Origin of the sequence: Streptomyces sp. NPDC058620 (assembly GCF_042717135.1) — a bacterium.
Lineage (GTDB): Bacteria > Actinomycetota > Actinomycetes > Streptomycetales > Streptomycetaceae > Streptomyces.
Window position 1 is genome coordinate 23,129 of sequence record NZ_JBHXQO010000056.1, and the last position, 17,001, is coordinate 40,129.

At 70.5% G+C, this 17,001-nt stretch carries 15 protein-coding genes; 10 read left to right on the forward strand and 5 right to left on the reverse strand.

The window, feature by feature from the left end:
• Nucleotides 1–97 precede the first annotated feature (97 nt).
• Together ACFWSK_RS31510 and ACFWSK_RS31515 are read left to right on the forward strand one after the other, a co-directional pair.
• On the forward strand, nucleotides 98–742 hold the full coding sequence (locus ACFWSK_RS31510) for a hypothetical protein (RefSeq protein ID WP_383793642.1): 645 nt from the start codon (nucleotides 98–100) through the stop codon (nucleotides 740–742).
• A gap of 137 nt (nucleotides 743–879) precedes the next feature.
• On the forward strand, nucleotides 880–2,178 hold the full coding sequence (locus ACFWSK_RS31515) for a M18 family aminopeptidase (RefSeq protein ID WP_383793645.1): 1,299 nt from the start codon (nucleotides 880–882) through the stop codon (nucleotides 2,176–2,178).
• A 46-nt stretch (nucleotides 2,179–2,224) separates the two neighbouring features.
• Here ACFWSK_RS31515 and ACFWSK_RS31520 read toward each other — a convergent pair whose 3' ends face one another.
• Entirely contained in the window at nucleotides 2,225–3,217 is a 993-nt protein-coding gene (locus tag ACFWSK_RS31520) for a GlxA family transcriptional regulator (RefSeq protein ID WP_383793687.1), read from the reverse strand.
• A gap of 149 nt (nucleotides 3,218–3,366) precedes the next feature.
• On the opposite strand from ACFWSK_RS31520, the gene ACFWSK_RS31525 reads away from it, so the two are divergent.
• The 5 genes from ACFWSK_RS31525 (at nucleotide 3,367) to ACFWSK_RS31545 (ending at nucleotide 9,205) form a co-directional block, all read left to right on the forward strand.
• Nucleotides 3,367–3,957 carry a cysteine hydrolase family protein gene (locus ACFWSK_RS31525; protein ID WP_383793648.1) on the forward strand — a complete coding sequence of 197 codons (591 nt, stop codon included), beginning with the start codon at nucleotides 3,367–3,369 and terminating at the stop codon, nucleotides 3,955–3,957.
• The gene (locus ACFWSK_RS31530; RefSeq protein WP_383793651.1) at nucleotides 3,957–4,676 is read left to right on the forward strand and encodes a cysteine hydrolase family protein; all 720 of its coding nucleotides are present in this window, start codon (nucleotides 3,957–3,959) and stop codon (nucleotides 4,674–4,676) included. The genes ACFWSK_RS31525 and ACFWSK_RS31530 overlap by 1 nt, the downstream gene beginning before the upstream one ends.
• A 142-nt stretch (nucleotides 4,677–4,818) precedes the next feature.
• The gene (locus tag ACFWSK_RS31535; RefSeq protein ID WP_383793654.1) at nucleotides 4,819–5,937 is read left to right on the forward strand and encodes a hypothetical protein; all 1,119 of its coding nucleotides are present in this window, start codon (nucleotides 4,819–4,821) and stop codon (nucleotides 5,935–5,937) included.
• Between the two features lie 138 nt (nucleotides 5,938–6,075).
• Nucleotides 6,076–6,294, forward strand: coding sequence for a DUF6458 family protein (locus ACFWSK_RS31540; protein ID WP_383793657.1), 219 nt, complete (start codon nucleotides 6,076–6,078; stop codon nucleotides 6,292–6,294).
• A gap of 124 nt (nucleotides 6,295–6,418) precedes the next feature.
• Nucleotides 6,419–9,205 carry a BTAD domain-containing putative transcriptional regulator gene (locus ACFWSK_RS31545; protein ID WP_383793660.1) on the forward strand — a complete coding sequence of 929 codons (2,787 nt, stop codon included), beginning with the start codon at nucleotides 6,419–6,421 and terminating at the stop codon, nucleotides 9,203–9,205.
• A 295-nt stretch (nucleotides 9,206–9,500) separates the two neighbouring features.
• Here the strand turns inward: ACFWSK_RS31545 and ACFWSK_RS31550 are convergent, their stop codons facing one another.
• Entirely contained in the window at nucleotides 9,501–11,312 is a 1,812-nt protein-coding gene (locus ACFWSK_RS31550) for an NHL domain-containing thioredoxin family protein (protein WP_383793663.1), read from the reverse strand.
• Nucleotides 11,313–11,376: 64 nt separating this feature from the next.
• Here ACFWSK_RS31550 and ACFWSK_RS31555 point away from each other — a divergent pair, with 64 nt between their 5' ends.
• Nucleotides 11,377–11,862 carry an LURP-one-related/scramblase family protein gene (locus ACFWSK_RS31555; protein WP_383793666.1) on the forward strand — a complete coding sequence of 162 codons (486 nt, stop codon included), beginning with the start codon at nucleotides 11,377–11,379 and terminating at the stop codon, nucleotides 11,860–11,862.
• Nucleotides 11,863–11,915: 53 nt separating this feature from the next.
• On the opposite strand, the gene ACFWSK_RS31560 is transcribed toward ACFWSK_RS31555, so the two are convergent.
• The gene (locus ACFWSK_RS31560; protein ID WP_383793670.1) at nucleotides 11,916–12,707 is read right to left on the reverse strand and encodes a carbon-nitrogen family hydrolase; all 792 of its coding nucleotides are present in this window, start codon (nucleotides 12,705–12,707) and stop codon (nucleotides 11,916–11,918) included.
• 206 nt (nucleotides 12,708–12,913) lie between these two features.
• Here ACFWSK_RS31560 and ACFWSK_RS31565 point away from each other — a divergent pair, with 206 nt between their 5' ends.
• Nucleotides 12,914–13,738, forward strand: a complete 825-nt coding sequence (locus ACFWSK_RS31565) for a maleylpyruvate isomerase family mycothiol-dependent enzyme (RefSeq protein WP_383793673.1) — start codon at nucleotides 12,914–12,916, stop codon at nucleotides 13,736–13,738.
• Nucleotides 13,739–13,808: 70 nt separating this feature from the next.
• Here ACFWSK_RS31565 and ACFWSK_RS31570 read toward each other — a convergent pair whose 3' ends face one another.
• Both ACFWSK_RS31570 and ACFWSK_RS31575 read right to left on the reverse strand, forming a co-directional pair.
• Entirely contained in the window at nucleotides 13,809–15,119 is a 1,311-nt protein-coding gene (locus ACFWSK_RS31570) for a nitrate/nitrite transporter (protein WP_383793675.1), read from the reverse strand.
• Nucleotides 15,116–15,802, reverse strand: a complete 687-nt coding sequence (locus ACFWSK_RS31575; RefSeq protein ID WP_383793679.1) for a GntR family transcriptional regulator — start codon at nucleotides 15,800–15,802, stop codon at nucleotides 15,116–15,118. Before ACFWSK_RS31575 ends, ACFWSK_RS31570 begins: the two co-directional genes overlap by 4 nt.
• Nucleotides 15,803–16,010: 208 nt before the next feature.
• Between ACFWSK_RS31575 and ACFWSK_RS31580 the strand changes: the two genes are divergently transcribed.
• Nucleotides 16,011–16,898: a D-alanyl-D-alanine carboxypeptidase family protein gene (locus ACFWSK_RS31580; protein WP_383793682.1), complete on the forward strand. Its 888-nt coding sequence runs from the start codon at nucleotides 16,011–16,013 to the stop codon at nucleotides 16,896–16,898.
• The last annotated feature ends 103 nt before the right edge of the window (nucleotides 16,899–17,001 follow it).

Consider the following 17,001-nt stretch of genomic DNA (forward strand, 5'->3'; position numbering starts at 1 on the left):
TCTCTTCACGCCCCTCTCACCGTGAGTGAAGAAGGCCCGCCCCTCCGGGGCGGGCCTTCTCTATGATCGGCATCCGGCCCGAGAAGGAGATGTGATCGTGAGCACCGCGCAGGCAACTGCCGTACACCGGACGGCGCGAGGGGCGGCGGTGACGGTGGCGGCTCTGCTGCTGCTCGCGGGCTGCGGCGGGGGCACCGAGGACAGGGCGGCTGCGCTGGACGAGGCGCAGGTCGCCTCCGTGCTGCCGGACGAGGGCTCGATGCCGGGCTGGGAGCGCCGTGAGAAGCCGTCCACCGGGCCGATGGACGACCTCATGCGCGGCCGGCTCTGCGCGAACAAGGGCAACAAGGGGTGCGAGGACTCCCTGTTCATGGGGTCGGTCTCCTTCGTGAACGAGAAGGAGAAGGCCGGGGCCCGGTTCTGGATGATCGCGTACAAGGACGAGAAGGCCGCCGAGGCCGCGTACGACGTCCTGTGGAAGAGCACCGCGCGTACCACCGGCCCGAAGAAGGCCGACATCGGGCAGGCCGGCGCAGAGCGCGACGCGCGACTGGGGTCGCAGTACGGCAGGAGCCTCAGCGTCACCGGCCAGATACGGGTCGGCACCGCGGTGCTCTGGATGGGGTCGGACGCCCACAGCGAGGAAGCACCCGACAAGGACCTCACCAAGGACCTCGCGGCGCTGTTCTCCGAGCGTGCGCAGCAGGCGCAGAACGGCGACGAGCCGTCATCGAAGCTCTGACAGGGCCCGGGCCGAGGCCGGTAACCGGACAGGAACCGGGCAGGAACCGGGCGTAACACCACGCTCCCCGCGACCGGCATGTGCCACCGCGCGACAACCGTGAAGCGTCCCTGCCGACCGTCGTTACAGTGAAGAACATGAGTTCTTCCCTCCGCTTCGACCGCGGGCACACCGACGATCTGATGGCCTTCCTGATGGCCAGCCCCTCCCCCTACCACGCGGTGGCTTCCGCCGCGGCGCGGCTGGAGAAGGCCGGTTTCCGGCAGGTCGAGGAGACCGCGGCCTGGGACGCCTCCACCGGCGGGAAGTACGTGCTGCGGGGCGGGGCGATCATCGCCTGGTACGTGCCGGAGGGCGCCGAGGCGCACACCCCGTTCCGGATCGCCGGGGCGCACACCGACTCACCGAACCTGCGGGTCAAGCCGCTGCCCGACACCGGCGCGTACGGCTGGCGCCAGGTCGCCGTCGAGATCTACGGCGGGACGCTCCTGAACACCTGGCTCGACCGGGACCTGGGCCTCGCGGGCCGCATCTCGCTGCGCGACGGTACGCACCGGCTGGTCAACATCGACCGGGCCCTCCTGCGCGTACCCCAGCTGGCCGTCCACCTGGACCGGTCGGCCAACACCGACGGTCTCAAGCTCGACCGGCAGAAGCACATGCAGCCCATCTGGGGACTCGGCGACGTCGAGGAGGGCGACCTGATCCGCTTCGTCGCCGAGGAGGCGGGCGTCGACGCCGAGGACGTGACCGGCTGGGACCTGATGCCGCACCCCATCGAGCCGCCGTCCTATCTGGGCCGCGACCGGGAGCTGCTGGCCGGCCCCCGGATGGACAACCTGCTCTCCGTGCACGCGGCGACCGCCGCGCTCGCCGCCGTCGCCGGTCAGCCGGACGAGGAGATCCCGTACATCCCGGTGCTCGCCGCGTTCGACCACGAGGAGAACGGCTCGCAGTCCGACACCGGAGCCGACGGCCCGCTGCTCGGCACCGTCCTCGAACGCTCCGTGTTCGCCCGCGGCGGCAGCCTCGAAGACCGCGCCCGCGCCTTCGCCGGCACCGTCTGCCTCTCCTCCGACACCGGGCACGCGGTGCACCCGAACTACGCGGAGCGCCACGACCCGACGCACCACCCGGTGGCCAACGGCGGACCGATCCTCAAGGTCAACGTCAACATGCGGTACGCGACCGACGGCAGCGGCCGGGCCGTGTTCGCGGCGGCGTGCGAGAAGGCCGGCGTGCCGTGGCAGACGTTCGTCTCCAACAACGCGATGCCGTGCGGCACGACGATCGGACCGATCACGGCGGCCCGTCACGGCATCCAGACCGTCGACGTCGGCGTCGCGATCCTGTCGATGCACAGCGCACGTGAACTGTGCGGCGCCGACGACCCGTACCTGCTGGCGAACGCGCTCACGGCGTTCCTGGCGGGCTGACTCGGCTGGAGGCCCCCCTGCCGGCGAGACGGCAGGTGGGCCTCCGTCATGCCGGGCCGGTCCGGAACCGGCGCCGGTACTCGGTGGGTGTCGTGTCGAGCCTGCGGCGGAACGCCCTGACCAGGGTGTCGGTGGTGCCGAACCCGCAGGTCGTCGCCACCCGTTCGAGGGTGGCGTCGGTGGATTCGAGCTGGTTGCGTGCCCTCTCGACACGGACCGATTCGATGTAGGCGTGCGGGGTCGTGCCGAGTTCGTTCTTGAAGATCCGGGTGAGCTGCCGGTCGCCGATGTGGCCGTGCTCGGCGAGGTCCGCGACGGTGAGCGGCTCGTCGATGTGGCGCATGATGTAGTGCCGCAGGTCCTCGATGCGCCGTGTCGTGGAGACCTGTTCCAGCGGAACGCTGAACTGGCTCTGCCCACTCGGCCGCTTCAGGTACATCACGAGCTGCCGGGCGACCCGCAGCGCGATGGCCTCGCCGAGGTCGTCGGCGATGAGGGCGAGCGACAGATCCAGGCAGGCGCTGATTCCCGCGCCGGTCCACACGTCCCCTTCGCGGATGAAGATCGGATCCGCGTCGACCTCGACCAGCGGATGGTCGGCGGCGAGCTGCTGCGCGGTCGACCAGTGGGTGGTGGCGCGCTTGCCGTCGAGGAGCCCGGCCGCGGCGAGGATGTGTGCTCCGACGCAGACGGACGTGACCCTTCGCGCCCGTCCGGCGAGCTGTTCCACCCGGCTCACCACCGCGGGGTCGGTGAGGGGGTGCACGCGGCCGTGGCCGTCGACCTGCACCGCGCCGGGCACGACGAGGGTGTCGATGCTCCTCGTCGACAGGTCGTCGAAGGTGAGGTCAGGGAGGATCCGGACCCCGGCGGCGGTGGTCACCGGGTCCATGGTCTCGGCGGCGAGGACCACGTCGTAACCCGCCGCTTCCTCCGTCTCGCGGCGCGCGAGGGAGAACACCTCGGGCGGTCCGGTGACGTCGAGCAGGTCGACGCCTCCGAAGAGGACGATGACGATCAGTCGTTCGACGGTGCTCACGAGGCCCCCGGGGTCGGCGAAATCCGATGTCGGTTTCTGCATGCTAGACGACATTGCCGACACACGGGGGTGGGCCATAGCGTCTTGAGTGCAGCCCGCCGCACCGGCGGGAAGCCCTCCCCGACACGAAACCCCCAGGTGCCACAGCCATGCCTCGAACGACGCTGCGCCAGCTCAACGGCTTCGACGACACGCCTGCGAAGCTCGCCGATTCGACCCTGATCCTCATCGACTACCAGAACACCTACACGACCGGCGTGATGGAGCTGGACGGCTGGCAGGCCGCGCTCGACGCCGCCGCCGCGCTCCTGGCACGGGCCCGCCAGGAGGGCACGAAGGTCATCCACGTCATCAACGACGGGGGCGAAGGCACCCCGTACGACATCCGCGCCGAGATCGGCAGGATCCATCCGAGCGTGGCCCCGGCCGCCGGAGAGCCCGTCGTCGTCAAGCGGGCCCCGGACGCCTTCTTCGGAACCGACCTGGGCGAGCACGTCGACGCCGCCGGCAGGAACGACCTCGTCATCGCCGGGTTCATGACGCACATGTGCGTGGCGTTCACCGCTCAGGGCGCCTTCCTGCGCGGCAACCGGCCCACCGTCGTGGCCGATGCCAGCGCCACCCGGTCCCTGCCGGTCGCGGGCACCGAACTGGACGCCTGCCAGGTGCACTACAGCGCGCTCGCCACCATCGCCGACCTGTACGGGGTCGTCGTTCCGTCACAGAAGGAGATCGCCTGATGAAGCTGCTGCGTACCGTCGTCGCCCTGAGTGCCGTCACCGCCCTCGCCGCCACCGCCACCGCGTGCGGCACGAGCTCCGAGGCCGCCTCGCGCGAGGACAAGCCGTCAGCCCCCGCCGCCGGGAAGAACGTCGCGAAGGACACGACCACGCTGCGGGAGCTCAACAAGTTCGACGAGACTCCGGCCACGCTCTCCGATGCGACGCTCATCCTCGTCGACTACCAGAACACCTACACCGAGGGCGTGATGGAGCTCGACGGGTGGAAGCCGGCGGTGAACAACGCCGAGGCCCTGCTGAAGCGGGCCCGCGAGGCGGGCACCCCCGTCATCCACATCGTCGACAAGGGCTACGACCTCACGTCGGAGGCCGGTCGGATCATCCCGGCACTCAAGCCGGTCAAGGGTGAACCCGTCGTCGAGAAGAGCGTCCCCAACGGCTTCCACGACACCGATCTCGCCGAGAAGGTCAAGAAGGCCGGCAACGAGAACGTCATCATCGCCGGGTTCATGACCAACATGTGCACCCTGTTCACCACCCAGGGCGCGTTCCTCAACGGCAACAAGCCGACGGTGGTCGCCGATGCGTCCGCGACCCGGCCGCTGCCGCTGAACGGCAACCCGGACGGCATCCCCGCGAAGCAGGTCCACGACTCCGCCCTCGCCACGGTCCAGGACCTCTACGGAGTCGTCGTGCCGTCGCAGAAGTCGCTCACCTAGGAACCCGCCACCACCCGGCTGGTCCCCACCCCTCGGCTTCTCTCCCCCCTGAATCCCCCCACCCCTGAACTTCCCCCCACACCGCAAAGGAAGCACGCAACTCACCACGGAAAGACGGGGCATGGCAACACGTAGAGGATTCTTGGGTACCGCATCGGCCGTAGGGGCGGCCACGTTACTCACAGGTACGCAGGCGGCCACCAGCGCAACGGCCGCACCCGTCGCGGGAATCACCGCGACCGACGAAAAATCGGCCAGGGACGCGATACGCAACGTCAACACGGCGATGCGCACGAACTACGCGTCCCTGAAGTCGGAACTGATCAAGCAGCTCAGCCCGGTCATCGTCGTCCAGAACAACGCCGTCGGCGGGCGCTTCACCCTGATCAACGGGGGCAGGCAGATCGAGACGGTCGACCCCGTCCCGGAGTACTTCGAACTGGCCAAGTCCATCGCTCACATACCCCTGGGCGTCTACTCGGTGATCGCCCCCTACCTCAGCGGCCAGGTCCCCAACATCGCCAACGCGGAGCGCATCGACCCGCACGACCTGGACATGATCGTCTTCAAGGCCCCGGGCGACAAGGGCTGGATCACCCCGCTGAACGCCTACCGGGCGACACTGAACACGGCGTACACCAAGCTGGGCACGGCCAACCTCCCGACCGATCTGGAGGCTTCCTGCGACACGATCCTGCGGGAGGCGATGTCGTTCATCGACGCCTCCGTCAAGGCCCAGTCGTTCGACATGGTGTCGTTCAACCGGTTCGCCGCCACCGTCTACCCGGCCATCCGCGTCAACATGACCTTCGCCGCCACCGCGCAGATCAACGGCCTCGAATCACTGATGAAGCGGTGGCGCACGCTGATCGGCGAGACGGCGTGGAACGACCTCTACGTGACGGTGCTGTCGATCTGGACGACGGCCGAGCTCAACCAGGCATCCATCATCATCCGGCGCACCATGAACCAGATGAAGGTGGACACCCACCTGATCGACCTGCCGACGGTGGAAACACCCTCGGACCCGGTCTTCGTGGCTCTCGACAACCTGGCACGCATCGTCCAGGACAACGTCGCGGCCGAGATGGTCTTCAACACCGATCTCAAGGTCGCTGACGCTCTCAAGGGCGAGGAGGACCTGCTCTCGGACGAGATCCTCAGGCAGATCGGCGGAACGGCCCCCACCGCCCGCACCGCCGCCTTCGGCGGAGCGGCATCCGGGGCCTGCCCGATCACCGGGCGCACCGCAGCAGTGTGATCACCGGGCACCCCGGCCTCGGAGGCCGGGGTGCCCTCTCACGTGCCCGACTGCCCTCCGGCGCATGGTCGTTGCCTTCCCGGGTACGCGATCGACAGACCGGCCCGGATCCTCCGGGCCATCGAGGAGGCAGAACTCATGGGACTCGGAGGGTGCATCATCCTCATCGGTGCAGGGGCAATTCTCGCCTTCGCAACCGACTGGAAAATGGACACCGTCAACGTCGACCTGGTCGGCTGGATCATGATGCTCGTCGGCCTCATCGGGGTCTTCGCCTACGCCAGCATCGCGCGCCGCCGCCGCATGGTCGTGCCGCCCACCACAGTCATACCGGAGGACGAGCGCCGCTACCCGTGAGGGTGCGTGGGACTGCCGGTCCCACCTGGGACGACCTGGCAACCGGAAGCACCGGCGCCCCGATATTCTTGGGCGTACGCGTGCCCCGACCCGGGTGCGTCCCTCCCCCCACTGAGAGGCACTCGTGGAGTTCCGGCTGCTCGGCACCGTCTCCATCGACACACTCTCGGGCCCCCTACCGCTCGGGCCCGCCAAACGCCGAAGCCTGCTCGCCGCCCTGCTGCTGCGCGCCAACACCCCTGTTTCCATCTCCCAGTTGACGGACGCACTGTGGGACGATGAACCTCCGCTGCACGCCCGTACCGTCATCCAGGGACACGTGTCCCGGCTGCGCGCCCTGCTGATGGGAGCGGACGCCGAGGCGTACGAGGTCGAACTGACCACGCTCGGTGACGCCTATCTGCTGCGGGTCCCCGAATCGCTGCTCGACTCGCAGCGGTTCGAGGAACTCCTCATGCTGGCGCGCGAACAGCGCAGCGCCACCGACACGGTGCTGATGCTCAAGGAAGCCCTCGCGCTGTGGCAGGGGCCCCCGCTCACGGGAGTGTTCGCCGGTCCGCCGCTCCAGGCGGCGGCGCACTCCCTGGAGGAGTCACGGCTGGCCACGGTCGAGCAGCTGGCCGGCGCCTACGCCCGCCTGGGCGAACACAACCGGGCCGCCGCGGTGCTGCGGGCGGAGGCCGTGGCGCACCCGATGCGGGAATCGCTGGCGGCGGCGCTGATGACGGCGCTGTACCGGTCCGGGCGGCAGTCGGAGGCCCTGGACTGGTTCCACCGCACCCGGCGCCTGCTCGCCGACGAGCTGGGCGTCGACCCCGGACGGGAGCTCGCCGACGCGTACGCGCTGATCCTGCGCGGCGAGCCCGAGGCCGACCGGCACCCCGACGACATCCCGAAGACCGCGCAGCTCCGCCCCACGCCGATCGGCGTCGACGTGCCGGCCCCCCTCACCCCGGCGCGGGCCCTCGCCCCGCCGCACCCCGGAGGCGACCTCCACACCACCGACCTGCTGCCCCGCGCACCCCGGGGCTTCCACGGGCGGCTGCCGGAACTGGCCTCGCTCTCCCGGGCCGCGGCGGGCGAGGCCCCCATCTGCCTGGTCACCGGCCCGACGGGGATCGGCAAGACCGCGCTCGCCGTCCAGTGGGCGCACCGCAACGCCGCGGCGTTCCCGGACGGACGCCTCTTCGCCGATCTGCGCGGATTCAGCGACACCGGTGAGCCCGAACCACTGGAGATCCTGCGCGAGTTCCTTCTCGCACTCGGTGTCGCACCGCGCCGCGTCCCCGAGTCCGTGCCGGCCGCCGCCGCGCTCTTCCGCTCCATGACCGCCCGGCGCAGCCTGCTCGTCGTACTCGACAACGCCCGCGACTCCGCCCAGCTCAGGCCGCTGCTGCCGGGCGGCACCGACTGCGTCACCGTGGTCACCAGCCGCCACCGGCTGGAAGGCATCATCGCCTCGGACGCGGCCCGCCCCGTCCCGCTCGACGTTCTGGGCCCGCAGGACGGCGTGGCCCTGCTGGCCGGCGTACTCGGCGAGGAGCGGGTGCTCGCCGAACCGGTGGCCGCCCGCCGTCTCGCCGAGCTCTGCGGCGGACTGCCGCTCGCCCTGCGGGTCACGGCGGCGCGTCTGGCGGGCCGCCCCCAGCGCACCCTGGCCGGTACGGCCGCGGAGCTGGCCGACGAACACAACCGGCTGGCCTACCTCGAAGGCGAGGACACCGGAGTCTCGGCCGCGCTGCGCCTGACCGTGCAGCAGCTGCCGCCCGAGGCCGTCCACCAGTTCGCCCGCCTGGGCCACCACCCCGGCGGCCACTTCGACCCGTACACGGCCGCCGCGCTCGCCGGCAGCGACCCGGTCACCGCGGCGAGCGCGCTGGAACGACTCGCGGCCGCCCACCTCGTCACCGAGACGGCGCCCGGCCGCTGGGTCCTGCACGACCTCGTGCGCCTGTACGCCCGCGGCCTGGACCCGGCCTCGGGGCGCGAGGCCCTCATCGGCGTACTCGACCACTACATCGCGACCGCGCTCGCCGCCGCCGACACGGCCGAACCCGGCGGCGAATCCTGCTTCGTCCTCCCGGACGGCTTCCACCGCCCCACCGCCGTACGGGACTTCGCCGGCCGAGCGGAGGCGATGAACTGGCTGGCCCGCGAACGCGAGGACCTGACCCTGGCCGCCGCCGCCGCGCGTACCGCCGGACTCGACGACCGGTCCTGGCGGATCATCCTGCTCCAGTGGCCCCAGGTGGTGTGGCGGGTACGGGACAACTGGACCCCGATGCTGGAGACCGCCCTCGCCGCCGCACGCGCGCTCAAAGACCCGTACGCCGAGTCGCGGGTGACCACGCTGCTGGGCTGGGTCCTGACCGAGGAGGGCAGGACCGCCGAGGCCGTCGCACTGCTGGAGCGCTCACCGGGTCTCGCCAGGCAGGCCGACGACCGGCTCGGCGAGGCGACCGCGCTGATCAACCTGGCCATCGTGCAGGCCGAACAGGGCGATCTGGAACTGGCCCTGGAGGGCTGCGCGCGCGCCATCGAGCTGGGCCGCGAGGAGCGGGACGCCCACACCGAGATGCTCGCCCTGCAACACCTCGCCCGGATGCAGCTCGCCGCGAACCGCCCGCAGGAGGCCCTCGACGCCGCCCGTGCCGCCCTTGATCTGGGCCCCGAGCACGAGGAGGCGGCCCGCCGGGTGCTGCTCACGACCGTGTGCGGCGAGGCCCACCTCGCGCTGGGCGCGAAGAGCGACGGCATACGGCTGCTGGAGCGGGCCGCCCTGGAGGCGGAGGACACCGGATTCAGCGAGGGCGCGGTTCGGGCCCTCGGCGCGCTGTGGCAGGTCACGGCGGATCCGGACCACGGCAGGCGGTACGAACAGGCGGTCCGCAGGCTCTCCGACGACGGGTGACGCACGCGGACCGTAGGGGCCCGGGCTGTCGGCGGGACGCTGGCGGCACGACAGCGAAACGTCACCGCCGGGCGGCGCACGTCCCGTCACCGCTCCCCCTGATCGCCGCCGCGACCACGGCCGCGCTCGCCGTCGCCGGCTGCTGGGCCCCTGAACTCCGCAACGGCGCCGACGACTTCTGAGCATCGGCCCCCTGAACGGCCCGCGGGCCCGGGCGCACCGCCGTCACACGGTCACCCGGTCCCCGCACTCACGCCGTCACGGCTACCGGCCCGCGTCGGCCACCGGGAGAGTGTCAGGCGTCCATGCCCGCGAGCACCAGCGGCAGCCGGGACGTGCCGTCCGGGGTCACGCGGAGAGGGACGCCCCAGTCCTGCTGGTGGACATGGCAGGCCGGGTACTCGTTCTCCGGGTCGTCGTCGCAGGACGCCGCCATCGCCGAGACGTGCAGCACGCCTTCGGTGACCCCGTCCGCCAGGACCAGGTCGCGGAACAGGTCGGTGCCTGGGCCCGCGCCCTCCGCCAGCAGCTCGGGCGGGGTCGAGGAGACCAGCAGCCGGGTCGAGGGACCGTACCGGGTGTCCAGCTTCTGCCCGGCGGGCGCCTGGAAGACCACATCGAGCCGGAGCGCTCCCGGCGCCACCTCGGTGGCCGCCCGCTGGGTCCGGTGGGCCTCACCCGCGACGCGTACGGCCTCGTCCGGCAGCCGCAGCCGGGTCAGCCGGTGCCGGGCCGACTCCACGACGACCAGGTCGCCGTCGACCAGCACCGCGTCGCTCGGCTCGCGTACGTCCGTGGCCAGCGTGGTGACCTCGCCGCTCTCGGGGTCGTACCGCCGCAGGGAGTGGTTGTACGTGTCGCAGACGGCGACGGACCCGTCCGGCAGCGCGGTCACGCCCAGCGGGTGCTGGAAGAGCGCCTGCTCCGCGGCGCCGTCGCGGTGGCCGAAGTCGAAGAGGCCGGTGCCGACGGCGGTGTGGACGGAGCCGTCCCGCTCGACGTACCGCACGGCGGAGGTCTCCGAGTCCGCGACCCACAGCCGCTCCCCGCCGACGGACGCGGCGAGACCGGACGGCTGCGCGAACCACGCCTCGGCGGCGGGGCCGTCGACCAGCCCCTCGTTCGTCGTGCCCGCCTCGACCCGCACGGTCAGGGTTTCGGGGTCGAACGACCACAGCTGGTGCACGCCCGCCATCGCGATCCACAGGCGGTCACCGAACCAGGCGATGTCCCACGGCGAGGAGAGGTCGACGTCCCGGGCCGGGCCGTGGTTCGGCGCACCCTGCCACCACTGGCGGCCGGTCCCGGCGAGCGTGGTCGTCAGGCCCGTGCCCAGGTCGAGGGCCCGGATCGCGTGGTTGACCGTGTCCGCGACGGCCACGCGCCCGTCGGGCAGCACCGCGAGACCCTGCGGCTCGCTGAACCTGGCCTCGTCGGGACCGCCGTCCACCAGCCCGCGCTCGCCGTGGCCGAAGTACCGGCGGACGGTCTCGCCGTCCCCGTCCAGTTCGACCAGACGGTGCCGGGTGGTGTCCGAGACGAGGAAGCCGCCGTCGGGGAGTGCCAGCGCCTTGCCGGGGAAGCGCAGATACGTGGCCACCGGTTCCGGAGCGACATAGGGACCGTCGCCCCGCCGCAGCGTGCCCTTCTCCCCGTGCTCGGCCTCCAGCTCCTCGACCAGCTTCTCGATGGCGTGCGCGTGCCCCTCACCGGCGTGCTGGGCGACGACGTACCCCTCGGGGTCGATGACGACGAGCGTCGGCCAGGCCCGTACGGCGTACTGCTTCCAGGTGGCGAGCTCGGGATCGTCCAGGACGGGGTGGTGCACCTCGTACCGCTCGACGGCGTCGACGACGGCCTGGTGCTCGGCCTCGTGCACGAACTTCGGCGAGTGCACGCCGATGATCACCACCGTGTCGCGGTGCTTCTCCTCCAGCTCGCGCAGCTCATCGAGGACATGCAGACAGTTCACACAGCAGAACGTCCAGAAGTCCAAGATCACAATGCGCCCTCGCAGGTCAGCGAGGGTGTACTGCTTGTCGCCTGTATTGAGCCAGCCACCCTTGCCGATCAGCTCGGGGGCCCGGACGCGCGCACGTGTAGCCATACCGACAGTCAACATCACCGTGGCCTGCGCGCATTCCGGTGGGGGCTCGGGGACCCTGTGAGCCATGAGACTTCTCGTACGTGAGCGACTGTTCGCCGTCGGTGACGACTACTGGATCGAGGACACCGAGGGACGCAAGGTCTTCCTGGTCGACGGCAAGGCCATGCGGATGCGGGACACCTTCGAGCTGAAGGACGCGCAGGGCCGGGTCCTCATCGAGCTGCGCCAGAAACTGATCAGCCTGCGCGACACGATGGTCATCGGACGCGACGGCGAGGAGCTCGCCCAGGTCAGGCGGAAGCGGCTGTCACTGCTCCGCGACCACTACCGCGTGACCCTCGTCGACGGCACCGAACTCGACGTCAGCGGGCGGATCCTGGACCGGGAGTTCGCCATCGACTACGACGGGGAACTGCTCGCCCAGATCTCGCGGCGTTGGCTCACCGTCCGCGACACGTACGGAATCGATGTCGTCCGCGAGGACGCCGACGCGGCGCTGCTCATCGCCGTGTCGATGTGCGTCATCGTGCTCGCGGACAAGGAGGGGTGAGCCCGGGCGCCTCCGCCGGTTTCACGTGAAACCGGCGGGGCGGCGCCCTCGTGTCAGCGCGGCGGGGCGAGGCCGAGACGACGGTCCTTCAGAGCCGGGAACTGCTCCCGCGTGACGGCGGTCCGTGCCGGGTCGAACTCCACGGTCAGGATCTCCTCGCCCGCACCCGCCTCGGCCAGCACCTCGCCCCAGGGGTCGACGACGATGCTGTGCCCGGCCTGCGGGACGTCGGCGTGGGTACCCGCGGTGCCGACGGCCAGGACGTACGCCTGGTTCTCGACGGCGCGGGCCTGCGCCAGCAGCGTCCAGTGGGCGCGGCGGCGCTCCGGCCAGCCGGCCGCGACGACCAGGGTGTCGGCGCCCGCGTCGACGAGCCCGCGGAACAGTTCCGGGAAGCGCAGGTCGTAACAGGTGGCGAGGCCCAGGGTGGTCTGCGGCAGGGCGACCGTGACCAGCTCCTCGCCCGCACCCATCATCACCGCCTCGCCCTTGTCGAAACCGAAGAGATGGATCTTGCGGTACGAGGCCACCCGCTCACCCTCGGGCGAGAAGACCAGCGAGGTGTTGTAGAGGGCGCCGTCCGACGCCCGCTCGACGAAGGAGCCGGCGTGCAGCCAGACCCCGGCCTCCGCAGCCGCCTTCGCCATCAACTGGTGCGTGGGTCCCTCGAAAGACTCCGCCTCGTCCGCGAAAGCGGTGTAGGCGAAGGCTCCCACCGGCCAGAGTTCGGGGAGAACCACCAGGTCCGCGCCCCGTTGGGAGACGACCAGTGAAGCCGCGCGCTCTCTGCGGGCATTGACGGATTCGTCCGGTTCTACTGCGATCTGGATGAGGGAGGCGCGCACACTACCACCGTCCTGGCATTCGAGCCGTCAACACGGGCCTACGATCGTCACACGAAAGCACTGCCGGGGTGCCTGCTCGCAGCGTAACTTAGCCAACGAACCTCATACGCAGACAGCAGCCCGCAGACAGCGCCGTCAGTTCCGGCCAGCACGCCGGTACTCCCTGCTCTCCAGCCCATGCACCGCAGAACCGCACGAGGGGTCCCGTGACCGTCCATCCCAGCCTCCAGACCTACGCCGACGCCTGGACCCACTCCATCGAGTCGATAGCCGAGCTGGTGAAGCCACTCGTCGAAGGGGAGTGGAATCGCCGTACGCCGTGCCCCGGCTGGTCGGTGCGCGACATCGTGTCGCACATCATCGGCATGGAGTGCGAACAGCTCGGCGACCCCCGCCCGATCCACACGCTGCCGCGCGATCTCTACCACGTGCAGAACGACTTCACCCGGTACATGGAGATGCAGGTCGACGTGCGGCGTCACCACACCGCACCGGAGATGACCTCCGAGCTGGAGTACACCGTCATCCGCCGCGCCCGCCAGCTGCGCAACGAGTCGCGTGCCCCCGAGACCATGGTCCGGGCGCCCCTCGGGACGGAGCAGACGCTGGAACTGGCGCTGCACATGCGGGCCTTCGACGTCTGGGTGCACGAGCAGGACCTGCGTGCGACGCTGGGCCGGCCGGGCAACCTGGACTCCCCCGGCGCCCTCGTCGCCCGGGACACCCTGCTCGCCGCACTGCCGAAGGTCGTCGCCAAGGACGCGGGCGCGCCCGCCAATTCGGCGGTCGTGCTCGATGTGCACGGGCCCGTCGAGTTCCTGCGCACGGTCCGCGTGGACGCCGACGGCCGCGGTTCGATCGACGGGGCACCGTCCCTGGGCCCCGCCGTGACGCTGGCGATGGACTGGGAGACGTACTACCGCCTCGCCTGCGGCAGGGTCAGGGCGACCGCCGTCGCGGACCGGGTCAAGGTCGAGGGCAACCAGGATCTCGGCGCCGCGATCCTGCGCCACTTCGCCGTGACCCCGTAGTTCCACCGGTCGGCGACGCCCGTCCTTGAGTTACGAGACGGGCGCGCCGGCGGCCGGTCGTGCCGAAGCGTTACGCGGGCACGTGCACGGCCTCGACCCTGCTGACCACGTGGTGATCACGTTCCCTGAGCGCCGCCCTGCCCCGCAGCCGCAGGATCTGGGTGATGCCGAGCGCCTCCAGGACGAAGACGGAGGCGAACGCGATCCGGTAGCTGTCGCCGGTCGCGTCCAGCAGCACACCGACCGCGAACAGGGTGGTCATCGAGGCGACGAAGCCGCCCATGTTGACGATCCCGGACGCGGTGCCCTGCCGCTCCGGCGGGTTGGCGGGCCGCGCGAAGTCGAAACCGATCATCGACGCGGGACCACAGGCCCCGAGCACCAGGCACAGGGTGACGAGCAGCCACATCGGCGCGTGGTCGGCCGGATGGAAGATCGTCGCGGCCCACAGCAGGGACGTCAGCGCGACCGTCCCGAGCGCCAGCGGGGCGCGCGCCGCGTGGTGCCGGGCGATGACCTGCCCGTAGACGAGCCCCACCGCCATGTTGGAGAGCACCACCAGCGTGAGCAGCTCACCGGCCGTGCCCCGGCTCAGCCCCTGCGCCTCGACCAGGAACGGCATGCCCCACAGCAGCAGGAAGACCATGGCGGGGAACTGCGTGGTGAAGTGCACCCACATCCCGAGGCGGGTGCCCGGCTCCCGCCAGGCGGCGGCGATCTGCTTCCGTACGTAGGCGGCGCCCGCGTGCTCGGCGGGCGGCGGCTCGTGCCCCTCCGGGTGGTCCTTGAGGAACAGCAGCAGCAACACCAGCACCACCACACCCGCCGCCGCGCTGCCGACGAAGGTCGTCGTCCAGCCGAAGCCGTGCAGCGCGCGGGCGATGAACAGGGTGGAGACGAGGTTGCCCGCCATCCCGAACAGCGCGGCGACCTGCCCGATCATCGGCCCGCGCCGGGCCGGGAACCACCGGCTGCCGAGCCGCAGCACGCTGATGAACGTCATCGCGTCGCCGCAGCCGAGCAGCGCGCGCGCGGCCAGCGCCATGCCGTACGAGGGGGAGAGCGCGAAGCCGAGCTGTCCGAGCGTGAACAGCACGGCCCCGATGGTGAGGACCTTCTTCGTACCGAGCCGGTCGACCATCAGACCGACGGGTATCTGCATGCCCGCGTAGACGAGCAGCTGAAGGATGGAGAACGTGGACAGCGCCGAGGCGTTGACGTCGAAGCGGTCCGCCGCGTCGAGTCCGGCGACTCCCAGGCTCGTACGGAAGATGATGGCGACGAAGTAGACGGCGACGCCGATGCCCCAGATCCGGGCGGCACGCCGGCCGCCGGGCGGATCACCGGGGAGGGAAAGGGTGGGGGCGGCCCCGGAACTCACCGGTCATCACCCCGGACCAGCACCTTCACCCGGCTGACGTGGCGCCGCACGACCTGCGCGGCACCGTCCGCGTCACCGGCCCTGATGGCGTCCAGCAGCTCACCGTGCTCGGTGATGTTGGCGGCGATCCGGCCCGGGTGGGCCTCCAGCACCGCGACGCCCATCCGCAGCTGCCGGTCGCGCAGCTGGTCGTAGAGGCGCGACAGGATCTCGTTGCCCGCGTTCCGCACGATCTCGGCGTGGAAGCAGCGGTCGCTGACGGCCACGGCGGCGAGGTCACCGGCCTCGGACTTCTGCCGCTGTTCCTCCAGCAGGTCCTCCAGCCGGCGGATCAGCTGCGCCGAGGCGGGGACCGCCTTGCGGGCCGCGAACTCCTCGACCAGCAGCCGGGTCTCCACGACGTCCGCGATCTCCTGCGCGGAGACGGCGAGCACGAGGGCGCCCTTCTTCGGGTAGAGCTTGATCAGCCCTTCGACCTCCAGCCTCAGCAGAGCCTCGCGCACGGGCGTACGGGATACCCCGACCGCCTCCGCCAGATCGCCTTCGGTGAGGAGCGTCCCGCCCTGGTAACGGCGGTCGAGGACGGCGTCCTTGATGTGGGTGTAGACGCGGTCGGCAGCGGGCGGCTGCTTGAGCGAGGTCTTGACCGGAGGCGTGGCTTGGGCAGAGGGCGCGGCAGGCATGCGCACAGCATAGATACAACATGGACGCATGTGATGATCCGTCCACGATATGAAATCCCGGAACCTCTTCGGCGGCACTCCGGAAATTCCCTTGAATTCACCCCCGTTGCGGTACATCCATTCCCCCGCGTCGTGAGTCTCACCACCGAGCGGCACCCTTATGTAGCCGCATATCAGGGGCATTTGGAGCGTTCAGTTGAATATCGGCATGAAGCGCAGATACCGCGCAACCGCCACTGCCACCGTGGCCCTCACCGCCGGCGCCGTCCTCGCGGGCAGCGCCTTCGCCACGCAGGCTCAGGCAGCCGCACCGCCGAAGCCCACGATCGTCGCCAAGGGCGGCTTCGTGATGAACGACGGCACCGGCAAGACCCTCTTCACCAAGGCTGCGGACACGCGCCGCTCCACCGGCTCCACCACCAAGATCATGACTGCCAAGGTGGTGCTGTCGCAGAAGAATCTGAACCTGGATTCCAAGGTGACGATCCAGAAGGCGTACAGCGACTACATCGTCTCCAAGGGCGCCTCGTCGGCCCGGCTGATCGTCGGGGACAAGGTCACCGTCCGCCAGCTCCTCTACGGGCTCATGCTGCCGTCCGGCTGCGACGCCGCGTACGCCCTCGCCGACAAGTTCGGCACCGGCACCACGCGCGCGGCCCGCGTGAAGTCGTTCATCGGCAAGATGAACACCACCGCGAAGAGCCTCGGCCTTCAGAACACGAAGTTCGACTCGTTCGACGGCATAGGGAGTGGGAACAACTACTCCACCCCGCGCGACCTGACGAAGATCGCAAGCAGCGCGATGAAGAGCTCCACCTTCCGCGCGATCGTCAAGACGAAGTCGACGAAGCAGAAGGTGACCACGAAGAGCGGCGGTTACCGCTACATGGCGTGGAGCAACACCAACAAGATGCTCAGCACGTACAGCGGTGCGATCGGTGTGAAGACCGGCTCCGGTCCGACCGCCAAGTACTGCCTCGTCTTCGCCGCGACCCGTAACGGCAAGACGGTCATCGGCACGGTCCTCACCTCCTCGTCCGAGGCGAACAGGACCGCGGACGCGAAGAAGCTCATGGACTACGGCTTCAAGCTGTAGCTCTGAGCCCCGGGTATCCGAAAAAGGCCGGTGGGCCCCCGGGGTGCGCCCCGAGGGGCGCCGGGGCGTTTTTACTCGGGGCGCCGGCGGCCGGTTTTGAGGG